The sequence below is a fragment of the Nakamurella deserti genome (assembly GCF_003260015.1).
Lineage (GTDB): Bacteria > Actinomycetota > Actinomycetes > Mycobacteriales > Nakamurellaceae > Nakamurella > Nakamurella deserti.
Genome location: NZ_QCXS01000002.1, coordinates 93,973 through 108,209 on the forward strand (window position 1 = coordinate 93,973; position 14,237 = coordinate 108,209).

12 protein-coding genes are annotated in these 14,237 nt (G+C 72.3%); 8 read left to right on the forward strand and 4 right to left on the reverse strand.

Annotated features, from left to right (window positions below; all coding sequences use genetic code 11):
* Nucleotides 1-167: 167 nt before the first annotated feature.
* Entirely contained in the window at nt 168-1,715 is a 1,548-nt protein-coding gene (miaB, locus tag DB033_RS00785) for a tRNA (N6-isopentenyl adenosine(37)-C2)-methylthiotransferase MiaB (protein ID WP_420814037.1), read from the forward strand.
* A gap of 334 nt (nt 1,716-2,049) precedes the next feature.
* Here the strand turns inward: miaB and DB033_RS00790 are convergent, their stop codons facing one another.
* Nucleotides 2,050-2,865, reverse strand: a complete 816-nt coding sequence (locus tag DB033_RS00790) for a nucleoside/nucleotide kinase family protein (RefSeq protein ID WP_240615670.1) — start codon at nt 2,863-2,865, stop codon at nt 2,050-2,052.
* 9 nt (nt 2,866-2,874) lie between these two features.
* Nucleotides 2,875-4,407, reverse strand: a complete 1,533-nt coding sequence (locus DB033_RS21245) for a DUF349 domain-containing protein (protein ID WP_111767131.1) — start codon at nt 4,405-4,407, stop codon at nt 2,875-2,877.
* A gap of 553 nt (nt 4,408-4,960) precedes the next feature.
* Here DB033_RS21245 and miaA point away from each other — a divergent pair.
* From miaA to tatA, 4 genes are all read left to right on the forward strand, one after another.
* Nucleotides 4,961-5,881: a tRNA (adenosine(37)-N6)-dimethylallyltransferase MiaA gene (gene miaA, locus DB033_RS00800; RefSeq protein ID WP_111765027.1), complete on the forward strand. Its 921-nt coding sequence runs from the start codon at nt 4,961-4,963 to the stop codon at nt 5,879-5,881.
* Between the two features lie 70 nt (nt 5,882-5,951).
* Entirely contained in the window at nt 5,952-6,809 is an 858-nt protein-coding gene (gene dapF, locus DB033_RS00805; RefSeq protein WP_111765028.1) for a diaminopimelate epimerase, read from the forward strand.
* 51 nt (nt 6,810-6,860) lie between these two features.
* Entirely contained in the window at nt 6,861-8,351 is a 1,491-nt protein-coding gene (gene hflX, locus DB033_RS00810; RefSeq protein ID WP_111765029.1) for a GTPase HflX, read from the forward strand.
* 86 nt (nt 8,352-8,437) lie between these two features.
* A complete protein-coding gene (gene tatA, locus DB033_RS00815) occupies nt 8,438-8,758 on the forward strand; it encodes a Sec-independent protein translocase subunit TatA (protein ID WP_111765030.1) in 321 nt (106 codons plus the stop codon).
* A 143-nt stretch (nt 8,759-8,901) separates the two neighbouring features.
* Here the strand turns inward: tatA and lexA are convergent, their stop codons facing one another.
* Nucleotides 8,902-9,702, reverse strand: coding sequence for a transcriptional repressor LexA (lexA, locus tag DB033_RS00820; protein WP_111765031.1), 801 nt, complete (start codon nt 9,700-9,702; stop codon nt 8,902-8,904).
* 311 nt (nt 9,703-10,013) lie between these two features.
* Here lexA and DB033_RS00825 point away from each other — a divergent pair, with 311 nt between their 5' ends.
* The 3 genes from DB033_RS00825 (at nt 10,014) to DB033_RS00835 (ending at nt 13,213) form a co-directional block, all read left to right on the forward strand.
* Entirely contained in the window at nt 10,014-10,757 is a 744-nt protein-coding gene (locus DB033_RS00825; protein WP_111765032.1) for a LysM peptidoglycan-binding domain-containing protein, read from the forward strand.
* 137 nt (nt 10,758-10,894) lie between these two features.
* Complete coding sequence (gene nrdR, locus DB033_RS00830; protein WP_111767132.1) at nt 10,895-11,458, forward strand: transcriptional regulator NrdR; 564 nt, start codon at nt 10,895-10,897, stop codon at nt 11,456-11,458.
* A 90-nt stretch (nt 11,459-11,548) separates the two neighbouring features.
* Nucleotides 11,549-13,213 carry a DUF885 domain-containing protein gene (locus tag DB033_RS00835; protein WP_111765033.1) on the forward strand — a complete coding sequence of 555 codons (1,665 nt, stop codon included), beginning with the start codon at nt 11,549-11,551 and terminating at the stop codon, nt 13,211-13,213.
* A gap of 229 nt (nt 13,214-13,442) precedes the next feature.
* Here DB033_RS00835 and DB033_RS00840 read toward each other — a convergent pair whose 3' ends face one another.
* The gene (locus tag DB033_RS00840) at nt 13,443-14,018 is read right to left on the reverse strand and encodes a GNAT family N-acetyltransferase (RefSeq protein ID WP_240615672.1); all 576 of its coding nucleotides are present in this window, start codon (nt 14,016-14,018) and stop codon (nt 13,443-13,445) included.
* Between the last annotated feature and the right edge of the window lie 219 nt (nt 14,019-14,237).

Here is a 14,237-nt window from a genome sequence, read left to right on the forward strand (position 1 = left end):
CCGGGACCGGTGCGTGGAGCTTGGCACACCGCACAGCACGGATCGCCCTCGAAGGCCATCTGCAATGCAGTCTTTACGTGATCTTGGCATACGAGTGACACGACGGCCCCGTGTCCACCTCCGGTCGTACGGTCGGACGGCGGGTGACCGGGACGGCCGGCCGTAGGCTGTTCGCCGTGACCGCTGCACCCGAACTCGTCCCCGCGGCCGGGTCCGCGACAGCCCCGACCGTCCCGAGCGCCCCGCGCCGGACCTACCGGGTCCGGACGTACGGCTGCCAGATGAACGTCCACGACTCGGAGCGGCTGTCCGGGCTGCTCGAGGAGGCCGGTCTGCGGCCCGCACCGGACGACGAGCCGCTGGCCGACGTCATGGTGCTCAACACCTGCGCCGTCCGGGAGAACGCGGACAACAAGCTGTACGGCAACCTCGGGATGCTCGCCTCGCAGAAGCACCGCCGACCGGGCATGCAGATCGCCGTCGGTGGCTGCCTCGCGCAGAAGGACCGCGGCGAGATCCAGCGCCGCGCACCGTGGGTGGACGTCGTCTTCGGCACCCACAACGTCGGCGCGCTGCCGGTGCTGCTCGAACGGTCCCGGCACAACGAACGCGCCGAGATGGAGATCCTCGAGTCGCTCGACGTGTTCCCCTCCGCGCTACCGGCCAAGCGGGAGTCCGCGTACAGCGCGTGGGTCTCGATCTCGGTCGGTTGCAACAACACCTGCACGTTCTGCATCGTGCCGAGCCTGCGGGGCCGGGAGGCCGACCGGCGGCCGGGCGACATCCTCGCCGAGGTCGGGATGCTCGCCGCCGACGGGGTTCTCGAAGTGACCCTGCTGGGCCAGAACGTCAACTCCTACGGGGTGGAGTTCAGTGACCGGCAGGCCTTCGGCAAACTGCTGCGGGCCTGCGGCGACGTCGACGGACTCGAGCGGGTCCGGTTCACCAGCCCGCACCCGAAGGACTTCACCGACGACGTGATCGCCGCGATGGCCGAGACCCCGGTCGTCTGCCACCAGCTGCACATGCCGTTGCAGTCCGGTTCGGACCGCGTGCTGAAGGCGATGCGCCGCTCGTACCGGCAGCAGCGCTATCTCGGCATCCTGGAGCGCGTCCGCGACGCCATGCCGGACGCCGCGGTCACCACCGACATCATCGTGGGCTTCCCGGGGGAGACCGAGGACGACTTCCGACAGACCCTGGACGTCGTCGAGCAGGCCGAGTTCTCGGCCAGCTACACCTTCCAGTACTCACCGCGGCCCGGCACGCCGGCCGCGACGATGCCCGACCAGGTGCCGCCGGACGTGGTCAAGGAGCGCTATCAGCGGCTCCACGCCGCGGCCGAGGCGGCGGCGCTGCGGGGCAGCCGCCGGCAGGTCGGCCGGACGCTCGAGGTGCTGGTGGCCGCGAACGAGGGACGCAAGGACGCCGCCACCGAGCGGCTCAGCGGGCGGGCCCGCGACGGGCGCCTGGTGCACTTCTCCCCGGCGGGCGCGGTGGGGGCGGTACGCCCGGGTGACGTGGTCACCACCGTCGTCGACCGCGCGGCTCCCTACTTCCTGGTCGCCGACGGCCCGCTGCTGTCGCACCGTCGGACCCTCGCCGGTGACCGCTCGGAGCAGGGAGTACGGCCCACGACGCCGGGTATCGGGTTGGGGCTGCCCGGGTTCGGGCGACCGGCGCCGGTCGCGGTCACCGGCGGCTGCAGCCGCTGAGCCCCCGGGTCGGCCGCGTCCGTCGGCGGTCGGTCACGACACCGCTGGGGTGTCCGTCGATTGTTCTGGCGGCTGGCGCCGGTCGCGGTCACGGCGGCAGCAGCCGCTGAGCCCGCGGGCCGGCTGCGTCCGTGGTGCGCCCGTCGGCGGTCGGCGGTCGGTCACGACACCACTGGGATGTCGGTCGTGCGGACGTGGGCCTGCCAGGTTGCGGTCACCGGCGGCTGCAGCCGCTGAGCCCGCGGGCCGGCTGCGTCCGTGGTGCACCCGTCGGCGGTCGGTCACGACACCGCTGGGGTGGTCGGTCGTGCGGACCGGCCGACGCCGCCCGGGCTCAGCTGGTGATGACCAGGTCGGCGCGCTGCCGGGTGGGGGCGATCAGCTCGGCGTTGACCGCGTCGACGCCGGTGGTGGCCCGCTTGAGCGCCGCGTTGGGCGTCCGCCCGAACTGGATGTGCCGGCGGACCAGCCGGTTGATCCGGATGTCCTCACCGGGATCGAGGAACCACACCGCGTCCAGCACGGCCCGCACCGCGGGCCACGGCGCCACGTCGTGCAGCAGGTAGTTGCCCTCGGTGATGACGTAGCGGACGTCCGGGGCGACGGCGATGGAACCGGCGACCGGCTCCTCCAGCGTGCGGTCGAACGCGGGGGCGTAGACGACCTCGTCGCGCTGCGTCCGGAGCCGGTGCAGCAGCGCCAGGTAGCCCTCGGCGTCGAAGGTCTCGGGGGCGCCCTTGATGTCGGCGAGCCCCTGCGCCTGCAACTGCCGTTGTGCGAGGTGGAACCCGTCCATCGGCACCACCGCCGCGCGTTCGCCGGCCAGGGTGAACTCGTCGAGCAACCGCGCCGCGGTCGTGGACTTGCCGGAGCCCGGTCCGCCGGTGAGTCCGACGATGATCCGGGTCGCGCCCGTCCGCTCGGCGTGGGACCGGATCAGGCCGGCCAGCCGGATCGCGTCGTCGGGCATCTCGGCAGGGGCGGGTGCCGGGGCCGGTGGCGCGGCCGCGGGCGTCGGCTCGTCCGGATCGGGTCCGTCGCCCGGAGCGTCTGACTCCGGGGTGGGGGCGTCGTCGACCGGTCGGGCGTCGGCGGGCGCGTCAGTGGGTGCCGGGGCGACGATGTCGGGCCCGGTGTCGTCGGTGGTCATGCCGCTCCGTCAGTCGACCGCGTTCTCGGCGGCCTTGAGCCACTCGAGCCACTGGTTGGCCTGGGCCTGGGCGGCCGAGGCGCGCTTGGTGTCGCCCGCGGCGGTGGCCTTGTCGGCCTGCGCCTGGAACGACTCGTACCGGGAGCGGAACTGCGCCAGCCGTGCGGTGGTCTCCGGGTCGGTGCGCCGCCAGAGCGTCTCCTCCGCCGACCTGACCTTGTCCTCGACCGCGCGCAGCCGGGCGTCCAGGGTGCGGATCTTCTCGCGGGGGACTTTGCCGGCGGCCTCCCAGCGGTCCTGGACCGACCGGAGGGTGGCCTTGGCCGCGTCCAGTCCGGCGGCCGGGTCGATGCGCTCCGCCTCGGTCAGCAACTCCTCCTTGACCGCGGCGTTCGCCTCGAACTCGGCGTCCCTGGACGCGAACGTCTCCGAACGGCGTGCGAAGAACTTCTCCTGCGCCGCCCGGAAGCGGTTCCACAGAGCGTCCTCGACGTCGCGGCTGGTGCGGCCGGCGGCCTTCCACTCGGCCATCAGATCGCGGTAGGCCCCGGCGGTCTCGCCCCACTCGGTGGAGTCGGACAGGGCCTCGGCGCGGGCGATCAACTGCTCTTTGACGCCCTTGGCGGCGCCGCGCTCCTTGTCCATCTCGGCGAAGTGGGAGCCACGCCGGCGGATGAAGGTGTCACGGGCCTTGGAGAAGCGCTTCCACAGCAGGTCGTCGGTCTTGCGGTCGATGCCGCGGATGGTGCGCCACTCCTCGACGATCTCCTTCAGGCGGTCGCCGCTGGCCTTCCACTGGGTGGACTCGGCGAGCGCCTCGGCCTCCTCGCAGAGGGCCTCGCGACGGGAGACCGCCGCGGCCTTGGCGCTCGCCTTGTCCTTCGCGGAGTCGGTGATCGCCTGCTCGGCGGCGGCGATGACGGCGTCGAGCCGGGTCGCGGCGGAAGCGAGGTCGCCCACGGCGGGCAGGGTGTCGATGCTCTGGCGGAGCATCTGGGCGTGCGTGCGGGCCGCCTTGGGGTCACCGGAGTGACCGGCAATCCGGGTCTCCAGGACGACGATCTCGGTCATGAAGTCGTCGAACCGACGACCGTAGTGGGCCAGCCCGGCCATCGGGGCGCCGGCCTGCCACATGCCGACCACCCGCTCGCCGTCGGCGGTCTTGACATAGACGGTGCCGTCGTCGTCGACGCGACCCCACGGGGTGGGGTCCGATGTCTCGACGATCTCCGAGACCGCCACGACGGGCGCGGCTCCCGTGGCGGCGTCGGCGCCGACCGGGCGAGGGACCGGCGTCGGCCGTCGCGGCCCACCGGGACGGCCCGGTCCACCCGGCCGGCCGGGTCCCGCGGGCCGCGCCGGCGCCCCGGCGACGGACGGTGCCTCCACGTCCGGCGCTTCCGCGGTCGGTGCCTCCTCGGTCGGCGCTTCGGCGGTCGGTGCCTCCTCGGTCGGCGCGGCGGCGGGGATGTCGGTGGCGGTGTCCGCCGGAGCGGCGTCGGCGGTCGGTTCGGCAGCGGTGTCCGTCACGGTGTCCGACATGGTGTCGGGCGCCTCGTCGGTCGATTCGGCGGCCGCGACGTCGGCGGACGGTGCCAACCCGGTGGGCGACGCGGTGTCAGACGGTGCGGTGTCAGACGGTGCGGTGTCAGACGGTGCAGTGTCAGTGACGGTGTCGGGCGACGCGTCGGCCGGCTCGTCCAGCGCGGCGAGCTCGGTGACGTATTCCTCGTCGGCGTCGTTGAGCTCCTCGGCGGTGGCGACGGCCGCGGCGATCTCGGCCGAGGTGGGGTGCGCGAGGTCGGTCACGTGGGTCTCATCCGACTGTCCGGTGGACGCTGCGTCCTCCGCCGGCGGAGAGTTCGTCACGGACTCGTGGTGCTCGGTCATGGATCGACGGCCTTCCTACTGCGTGACGAGGGAGGTGGGACCTCCGGGCGCCCGTGGCGCCCCTGGCGTGCGGTCCGACGCCCACCTGCGTGTGGGCCCGGTCCACCCGAGTCTGCCCGTTGTCGGACGGATCGGGTAGTCAGCGGTCAACTTACCGGCTCGCAGGGGTGCCGGCGGGACCGGTCGCACCCGTTAACCTGCCTGCATGTCCGGGTCCCGAGCGCTGCCGCGGCTCGTCGTCGTCGCAGGTCCGACGGCCACCGGGAAGTCCGACCTGGCGCTGGCGCTGGCCGAGGAGACCGACGGGGAAGTGGTCAACGGCGACGCCCTGCAGCTGTACCGGGGCATGGACATCGGCACCGCGAAGCTGCCGGTCGACGAACGCCGTGGCGTCCCGCACCACCTGCTCGACGTCCTCGACGTCACCGAGACGGCGACGGTGGCGGCCTACCAACGTCGGGCGCGCGCGGCCGTGGAGGACGTCCTGGCCCGTGGCCGCACGCCGATCCTGGTCGGCGGCACGGGCCTGTACCTGCAGTCGGTCGTCGACGAGCTCGAGTTCCCGGCGACCGACCCGGTGGTGCGCCGCCGGCTGGAGGACGAGCTGGAGGAGGTCGGTGACGTGGCGCTGCACCGGCGGCTCGCCGCACTGGACCCGCCCGCGGCGGCGCGTATCGAGCCCCGCAACGGCCGGCGGGTCGTCCGGGCGCTGGAGGTCATCGAGCTCACCGGCCGGCCGTTCTCGGCGACGATGCCCACCCGCGGCGCGTTCCGCTACGACGCGATCTGGTTCTGCGTCGACCGCGACACCGCCGAGCTCGACGCCCGCATCGCCCGGCGGGTCGACCTGATGGTCGAGCAGGGCCTGCTCGACGAGGTGCGCCACCTCGCCGCCCACGGTCTGCGCGACGGTGTCACCGCGTCCCGGGCGCTGGGCTACCAGCAGATGCTGGCGGTGCTGGACGGCACCTCGACCGTCGCGGACGCGGTGCGGGACACGGTCGCCGGCACCCGGCGCTACGTCCGCAGACAGCGGGCCTGGTTCCGTCGCGACCAGCGGCAGCTCTGGTTGCGGGCCGAGGCCCCCGACCTGGTCGGCACCGTGCTCGCCGCCGCCCGCGGGTGACGGCTGATCCCTGTGTTTCCGGGCCGGCGGCGGCACTCACCGCTCCCCGCGTGCCCATTAACCTGGAACCGTGACCCGACCGACCGCGCCCATCGACTTCCTCAAGGGTCACGGCACCGAGAACGACTTCGTCCTGCTGCCCGACCGGGAGGGCACCCTCGACCTCGACGCCGCCCAGGTGCGGGCGCTGTGCGACCGCCGTTCCGGCATCGGCGGGGACGGCGTCATCCGTATCGCGCCCAGCGGCGACGGTGACCATTTCCTGATGGACTACCGCAACGCCGACGGCTCCCTCGCCGAGATGTGCGGCAACGGGGCCCGGTTGTTCGCCCACTTCCTCTACACCGAGGGCTGGGTGCCGGTTGGTCCGTTCCGGTTCCACACCCGAGGTGGCCTGCGCGAGGCGCGACGTGTCGACGATGGCGACATCGCCATCGGAATGGGGTCGGCGACGGTCGGCGCCCCCGCCACCACCGCCGCCCGGCTGCACGACGGGAGCTGGCAGACGTTCGAGGGGGTCGCCGCCGACGTCGGCAATCCCCACCTGGTGGTGCACACCGACGTGGATCTGGGGGAGCTGGACCTGACCGTCGCGCCGCGTTACGACGCGGCCGCCTTCCCCGACGGCGTGAACATCGAGTTCGTCAACGTCCGGGCGGCGGACAACGTCAGCATGCGGGTGTTCGAGCGCGGAGTGGGGGAGACGCAGTCCTGCGGGACGGGCACCGTCGCCGTCGCGGCGGCGCATCTGGCCGCGGCCGGCCGTGCCGTCGGCACCGTCACCGTCACCGTCCCGGGCGGCGTCGTCCGGGTCGACGTGGATCCCGCCGGCAGCACGCTCACCGGCCCCGCCGTGATCGTCGGGCGGGGGCAGCTGGACCCCGCGTGGTGGACCCGGGCGTCCGCGTCGGGCTCCGCGCTGGGCTGACAGCGAACGAACCGGAAAATCGCTGGCCGTTCGTGGCACCCTGGTAGGTATATGACGACTGACGAACTGTTCCCCGAGTCCACCGGACCGCAGGAGGCGACCGCGTCTCCGGTCCGTCCCGCGCCGGACACCGCCCGCCGCGCGGTCGCCGAGCACATCGGGGACACCCAGGGCGACCGCGACCTCTCGGACCGGGCGGCGCTGCGGCGGACCCGGGGTCTGTCCACCGAGCTCGAGGACATCACCGAGGTCGAGTACCGGCAGCTCCAGCTGGAACAGGTCGTGCTCGTCGGTGTCTGGGCCAACGGTTCGGCCGACGAGGCCGAGGAGTCCATGGAGGAGCTGGCCCGGCTCGCGGAGACGGCCGGGTCGGTCGTCCTCGACACGATGATCCAGCGGCGGGACCGTCCCGACGGGGCCACCTACCTCGGGTCCGGCAAGGTCAAGGAACTGCGCGAGATGGTCGACGGCAACGGCGCCGACACCGTGATCGTGGACGGTGAGCTCACGCCCAGCCAGCTGCGGCAGCTCGAGGAGCGGCTCAACATCAAGGTCGTGGACCGGACCGCCCTCATCCTGGACATCTTCGCCCAGCACGCCCGCTCCAAGGAGGGCAAGGCCCAGGTCGAGCTCGCCCAGCTCAACTACCTGGTGCCGCGACTGCGCGGCTGGGGAGCGGCGCTGTCCCGGCAGCGCGGTGGCCGGGTGGCCGCCGGTGCCGGTATCGGCTCCCGTGGTCCCGGTGAGACCAAGCTCGAGATCGACCGCCGGCGCATCCACAAGCGCATCGCCCAGCTCAAGCACGAGCTGTCGGCGATGCAGATCGTCCGGGAGACCAAGCGCTCGCAGCGCCGCGCCAACGCCGTCCCCGCGGTGGCGATCACCGGCTACACCAACGCGGGGAAGTCCAGCCTGCTGAACGCGATCACCGACGCGGGGGTGCTGGTCGAGGACGCGCTGTTCGCCACCCTGGATCCGACCACCCGTAAACACCGCACCGCCGACGGCCGCGTCTACACGCTGACCGACACCGTCGGGTTCGTCCGGCACCTGCCGCACGAGCTGGTCGAGTCGTTCCGGTCGACGCTGGAGGAGGTCGCCCACTCCGACCTGATCATGCATGTCATCGACGGTTCGGTGGAGCAGCCGGAGAATCAGGTGACCGCGGTGCGGGAGGTGCTCGAGTCGATCGACGCGGGCAAGGTCGCCGAGCTGCTGGTGGTGAACAAGGTCGACGCCGCCGACGAGGTGTCACTCGCGCGGCTGCGTCACCTGCTGCCGGACGCCGTGTTCGTGTCCGCGCACTCCGGCGCGGGGATGGAGGCCCTCCGTGACCGGATCGCGTCTTTGCTGCCGGACCCGTCGGTGGTGATCGACGCGCTGGTGCCGTTCACCGAGGGTGCGCTGCTGGGCCGCGTGCACAGCGAGGGGACCGTGCTCGGGCAGGAGCACACCGAGTTCGGCACCCAGGTGCGGGCGAAGGTCCAGCCCGATCTGGCCGGTCGTCTCGAAGAGTTCAGCAACATCCCAGCTCACGCCTAGCCGCACCAGTCCACGCGCCGGGTACCCTCGAATCACAGAAGTCAGTCGTGGCGCACTCGTGCCGCGAGTTCCTCGGGAGGTTCGCAGTGGGCGGTTTGCAGTGGTGGCACATCCTGATCGTGGTGATCGTGTTCCTCCTGCTGTTCGGCGGCAAGCGACTGCCCGAGGCCGCTCGTGGCCTGGGTCGTTCGATGCGGATCCTCAAGTCCGAGGTCGGCGCCATGAGCGAGGACAGCAAGAAGGAAGAAGACCCGGCGTACCGGGCTGACACGACCGTGGCGCAGCCGGCACCCATCACGCCGACGCCGTTGCCCCCGGCGTCGGTGCAGCCCATCCCGCCGGTGCAGCCGGTCAATCAGGCCCCGAAGATCACGGTCAACGGCCGGCCGATCGACCAGGCGAAGTAGCACCCGGTCGCCCTGCGGGCGACGACACGGCGACGGCCGGAGCGGATCCACGGGATCTGCTCCGGCCGTCGCCGTATGTCGGGGCCGGTCACGCCGCGAGTCACGATCGGATGCGCCGGTCCGGCGCACCCACCGTCGACCGCTCAGACCTTGCGGAGCACCGCCACGACCTTGCCGAGCACCGTGGCGTCATCGCCCGGGATCGGGTCGAACGCGGGGTTGTGCGGCATCAGCCAGACATGGCCGTCCTTGCGGCGGTAGGTCTTGACCGTCGCCTCGCCGTCGATCATGGCCGCGATGATGTCGCCGTTGTCGGCTGCGGGTTGCTGTCGGATGACGACCCAGTCACCGTCGGCGATGGCCGCCTCGATCATCGACTCGCCGACCACCTTGAGCAGGAAGAGGGTGCCCTCGCCGACGAGCTCGCGGGGAAGCGGGAACACGTCCTCGATGGCCTCCTCGGCCAGGATCGGCCCACCCGCGGCGATACGGCCGACGACCGGCACGTACTGCGGGCTGGGCCGGTTCTGCCACTCCTCGGTGGTCTCCTCGACCGGACGGATGTCCACCGCGCGGGGACGGTTGGCGTCCTTGCGCAGGAGTCCCTTGCGCTCCAACGCGTTCAACTGGTGGGCGACCGAGGAGGGGGATTTCAGGCCCACCGCCTCGCCGATCTCGCGGACACTGGGCGGATAGCCGCGCTTGGCGACGGACTCGCGGATGTAGCGCAGCACCTTGCGTTGGCGCGGCGTCAGGACGACCGGCGCGCCGGCGTCGTCCGTGCCGTCCACGCCGTCCGCACCGTCGGTCAGGTCGGCGAGGGAGTCGGCAGCCGGGTCGAGGACGTCGGGGACGACGACCGGCGCGGCCGCCGGTGCACCGGGCACGATCGTCGCGACGACGGGATCGTCGGCGCCGTCGCCGGGACGGGTTCTCACTGCCATCTCTGCTCCACTCATCTCCGGGCCTCCTGCCGCCGGGTCGGCGGCCTGGGAACCCACCGTTCCCGCAGGTCGGACCACCGTCACCGGTCGTCCACCGGAGCACCAGAGTACGGCGGTGGAGGTCACGATTCAAACATCCGTTCGATCGACACGCCGCGTTCTCTTCACACTGTCGGTGCCCGCGTGTACAAATCGAGCAGACGTTCGATAGAACGTCCGTTCGGAATGGCAGGGGCCCCGGAGACGTTGAACGGGGTGGGCCCGGCGCGTTCCGGGCGCCGGACGAGTTCTCTCACGAACGGACCGCGAAGATGACGACGACGACGATGAACCGCAGTGCCCGCACCGATCGCACGACGACGTCGACGGAGGTGACGGCCGCCGCCGGCCCGCGCGCCGGTGGCGACGCCCGTGCGGGCCGCGCCGGTCGCACCGCCGGTGGGGCGGCGCGATCGTGGGCGCCCGTGTGGGTCCGTCCGGTCGGCGCGGTGCCGGCGGTGTTCCGCCGCGCGGTCGTGCCGCCCACCTCTCCCGACGGGGCGGCCACGCCCGTCCGGCTGGACGAGGCCACGCGCCGCCTGCTGCGGGTGCCGTCCCTGGTCGCCGAGACCGCACAGCGGCTCGGCAGCCGCGCCTCCGACGCCGCGGGTGCGCCGGAGCGGGTCATCCGCCGGCGGCCACGTCGGGTCCACACCCGTCGGCCGGCCTCGGGTCTGCTGCGGGTCACGCCGGCCCTCGGTGCCGGTGGCGGCTGTGACGCGGCACCCCGGCGGTCGACGGTTCCGTCCTACCGGATGAGCCGCGCCGCGCGGTTGTCCCTGACGATCACGGTCGTCGCCGCCGTCGTGGTGATGGCGGCCAACGCGATGCTGTCCTCGGGTCCGACCACCACCACCCAGATCACCGTGACCGCGGGTGACACGCTGTGGTCCATCGCCCAGGACGCCGCACCGGACGACGAGGTGTGGTCGGTCATCGACGAGATCTCCGCCCTCAACGGCCTGACCGGTACCGATGTCGTGCCCGGACAGGTGCTGACCGTCCCGGTCGGCTGACCGCACCCTGCCGCCCGGTGCGTGTGCTCCGCTCCCCGTTCACCGGAGCCGTCCGGAGCCCCGGCGCGACCGCCACCCGTAAACTGGCTGCGGCCCGGATGGACGGCAGGAACGAGGACGAAGGTGGCGACCGGATCGTGAGGTGCCCCTTCTGCCGTTTCCCCGACTCCCGGGTCATCGAGTCCCGCGAAGTGGACGACGGCGCGGCCATCCGCCGCCGCCGGTCCTGCCCGGAGTGCTCGAAGCGTTTCACCACGGTGGAGGAAGCCGTGCTGGCCGTCGTCAAGCGCAGCGGCGTCACCGAGCCTTTCTCGAGGGCCAAGGTCATGGTCGGCGTCCGACGGGCCTGCCAGGGACGTCCGGTCGACGAGGACGCTCTCGCGTTGCTCTCCCAGCAGGTCGAGGAGGAGATCCGCGCCAAGGGCACTGCGGAGGTCACCAGCCACGAGGTCGGCATGGCCATCCTGGGGCCCCTGCGTCAGCTCGACGAGGTGGCCTACCTCCGGTTCGCCTCGGTGTACCGCTCCTTCCAGTCCGTCGACGACTTCGCCAGTGAGATCTTCCGGCTGCGCGCCGATCGCCCGGCAGCCGATGCGGCCGCCGGGGCGCCGGACGGCCAGGCGTCACCCGAGGGCCCATCGGACGAGACGTCCCGCTCCGCCGCCCGCATCGCCGGCGGCGACGAAGCCGCTCTGTTCTGACCCGGTTCCCGGTGCACCGGGCAGCCGCACGTCCTGACCCCCGGGCCCGGGTCGGCGGGCGGTGTCGGTGCCCGGCGGTACCGTGCGCGCATGGCCTCCGTCACCGAGATCTCCGATCACTACGTCCGTCAACTGGCCGCACTCAGCCCGATCACCGCCACCTACATCGGCCGGCCCGGTTTCGAGGGGGTGCTGGACGACCTCTCGCCGGCCGGTGTGGCCCGGAAGAACGATCTCGACCGGGACACCCTGGCGCAGCTCGCCGCCGCCACCCCCCGCTCGGCCGACGAGATCGTCGCCCTGCAGGTCATCACCGAGCGACTGGAGCTCGCTGTCGAGACCTTCGAGGCGGGCTACACCCATGCCTCGCTCAACGTCATCGAGAGCCCGCTGCAGAACGTCCGGATGGTCTTCGACCTGATGGCGACGGACAGCGATGACGCGTGGGAACTCATCGCCCGCCGGATGGCCGCGGTGCCGGCGGCGCTGACCGGGTACCGCGAGAGCCTCGAGGTGGCCGCCGGCCGCGGGCTGGTGTCGGCCCGCCGTCAGGTCGAGAAGTGCGCGACACAGTGCCGCAACTACGCCGGGGACGAGAAGGGCGGCGGATTCTTCGCTGGCCTGGCCGAGACTTCCGGCAGGACCGGCGCGCTCAAGGAGCGGTTGTCCGCGGCGGCCACCGACGCCGATCGGGCGTACGCGGACCTGGGCTCGTTCCTGTTGACCTCGTTGCTGCCGCAGGCACCGGTCCGCGACGCCGTCGGTGAGCGGCGGTACCGCCTGGCCATCCGTGACTTCGCCGGCGCCGAGCTCGACCTCGCGGCGACCTACGCCTGGGGCTGGCAGGAGTTCTTGGCCATCGAGCGGGAACTGGTCGAGGTGGCGGCGCGGATCACCGGCGGCGGTGGCCCGGCCGCGGCGGCGGCGGCTCTCGACTCCGATCCCGATCGGCAGCTGCACGGGACGGAGGCGCTGCGCGACTGGATGCAGCGCGTTTCCGACGAGGCCGTCACGGAGCTGGGCCGGGAGCATTTCGACGTGCCCGACGCGATCCGGGTGCTCGAGTGCCGCATCGCGCCGCCCGGCGGCACCACCGGCGCCTACTACACCGGACCCAGCGACGATCTGTCCCGTCCGGGCCGGATGTGGTTCGCCGTCGAGCCCGGGCGCGAGGTTTTCCACCCCTGGCGCGAGACGACGGTGATCTACCACGAGGGTGTGCCCGGCCACCATCTGCAGATCGCCACCCAGGTGTTCCAACGCGAGCACCTCAACGACTTCCAGCGGCTCCTCGGTGGAACCAGCGGACACGCCGAGGGCTGGGCGCTCTACGCCGAACGTCTGGTCCGCGAGCTGGGCTACCTCGACGATGCGGCTCTGCTCGGGATGCTCAACGACCAGCTGTTCCGGGCGGCGCGGGTCGTGCTGGACATCGGCATGCACCTGGAGTCGGAGATCCCGCCGGGGACCGGCTTCCACGAAGGCGAACGGTGGACCCCGGAGCTCGGTCTGGAATTCCTCCTCAGCCGCACCCTGACCGAGCCTCGGCTGGCCGCAGACGAGATCGACCGCTACCTCGGCTGGCCCGGGCAGGCACCTTCGTACAAGGTCGGCGAGCGGGTGTGGCTCAAGGCCCGGGAGGCGGCGCGGGCCCGCCACGGGGATGCGTTCGATCTCCGGGCGTTCCACACGGCTGCCCTCAACCTGGGCGGGATGGGTCTCGACCCGTTGCGCACGCTGCTCGACCGACTCTGAGCACGACTGGCTCTGGCTCTGGCTCGGCTCGGGCCTTGGTCCGGCACGCCCCGGCTGTGGCGTCTCGGCTCGGCCGATGATGCCGGTGTCGTCCATCGGCGGCACGTGCCGGGGATGGCAACAGGTGCCTTGGGATGGTGGCGGGCCGGGTGTTTCGGCTCGGCCGGTGATGCCGGTGATGCCGGTGTTGTCCGGGGTAGCGGGTGCCCGGGGACGGTGGCGGGCCGGCTCAGCCGCTGATGCCGGCGTCGTCCAGCGGCAGCAGGCGACCGAGGATGGCGAAGGGCCGGGCGTCCCCGGCGAAGTGGTGATGGCGCAACACGTCGACGAAGCCGAGACGACGGTAGAGCCGCCAAGCGCGGTTCTCGCCCTCGGGAGTCGACAGCAGCACCGCGTCCTCCTCGGCGGTGGCCAGCATTCCACGCAGCATCCGTTCGCCCAGACCCGCGCCCTGCCAGTCCGGGCGGACGTGCAGCTCGGTCAGCTCCCGGTAGGACGCCATCCAGTACCGGACCTGCGCGTCGGTCATGCCCCGCCGGACCTCGCTGTTCCACCACTGGTGGCCGCCGCCGGTGTAGCCGTAGCAGAGTCCGATCACCGCGTCGTCCTCGTCGAGGGCCACGACGCAGCTGAACCCCGGTCGCCGGCTGTGTTCGATCCACGTTGGCCGGCGGTGCTCGACGGACATGTCCGGGTAGCGCATCGCGGCGATGTAGACGCGGAGCAACTCGTCCACCCGCTGCTGGAAATCATTCACCGAGTAGGCCCGCAGGGTGAAGCGCCGGGGCGTCTGGTCGGTCGTCACCGGACGGCCCGACGGTACGGGCGCGGCGGGTCGTTCGGCGCGCCTCCGCAAGCGTCCGGTCCCGCCGGACCTCGGCGACCCGTGGGTGCGGCCCGGTGACCCGGGAACGTTCTGAGGTCGTCCGACACCCGTCCATCTCATCACGGCCCGGCGTCCTGTCGTCACCGGCCGGGGACGGCCGTCCGGCCGGCATGCCGGCGGGGCCTCACGAGGGTCTGT

Coding starts and splice junctions, on each gene's coding strand:
- miaA (WP_111765027.1), top strand. CDS start 4,961: ATGTCCGGGTCCCGAGCGCTGCCGCGGCTCGTCGTCGTCGCAGGTCCG.
- DB033_RS00825 (WP_111765032.1), top strand. CDS start 10,014: ATGACGACGACGACGATGAACCGCAGTGCCCGCACCGATCGCACGACG.
- DB033_RS00835 (WP_111765033.1), top strand. CDS start 11,549: ATGGCCTCCGTCACCGAGATCTCCGATCACTACGTCCGTCAACTGGCC.
- DB033_RS21245 (WP_111767131.1), bottom strand. CDS start 4,407: ATGTCGGACACCGTGACGGACACCGCTGCCGAACCGACCGCCGACGCC.
- lexA (WP_111765031.1), bottom strand. CDS start 9,702: ATGGCAGTGAGAACCCGTCCCGGCGACGGCGCCGACGATCCCGTCGTC.
- DB033_RS00790 (WP_240615670.1), bottom strand. CDS start 2,865: ATGACCACCGACGACACCGGGCCCGACATCGTCGCCCCGGCACCCACT.
- hflX (WP_111765029.1), top strand. CDS start 6,861: ATGACGACTGACGAACTGTTCCCCGAGTCCACCGGACCGCAGGAGGCG.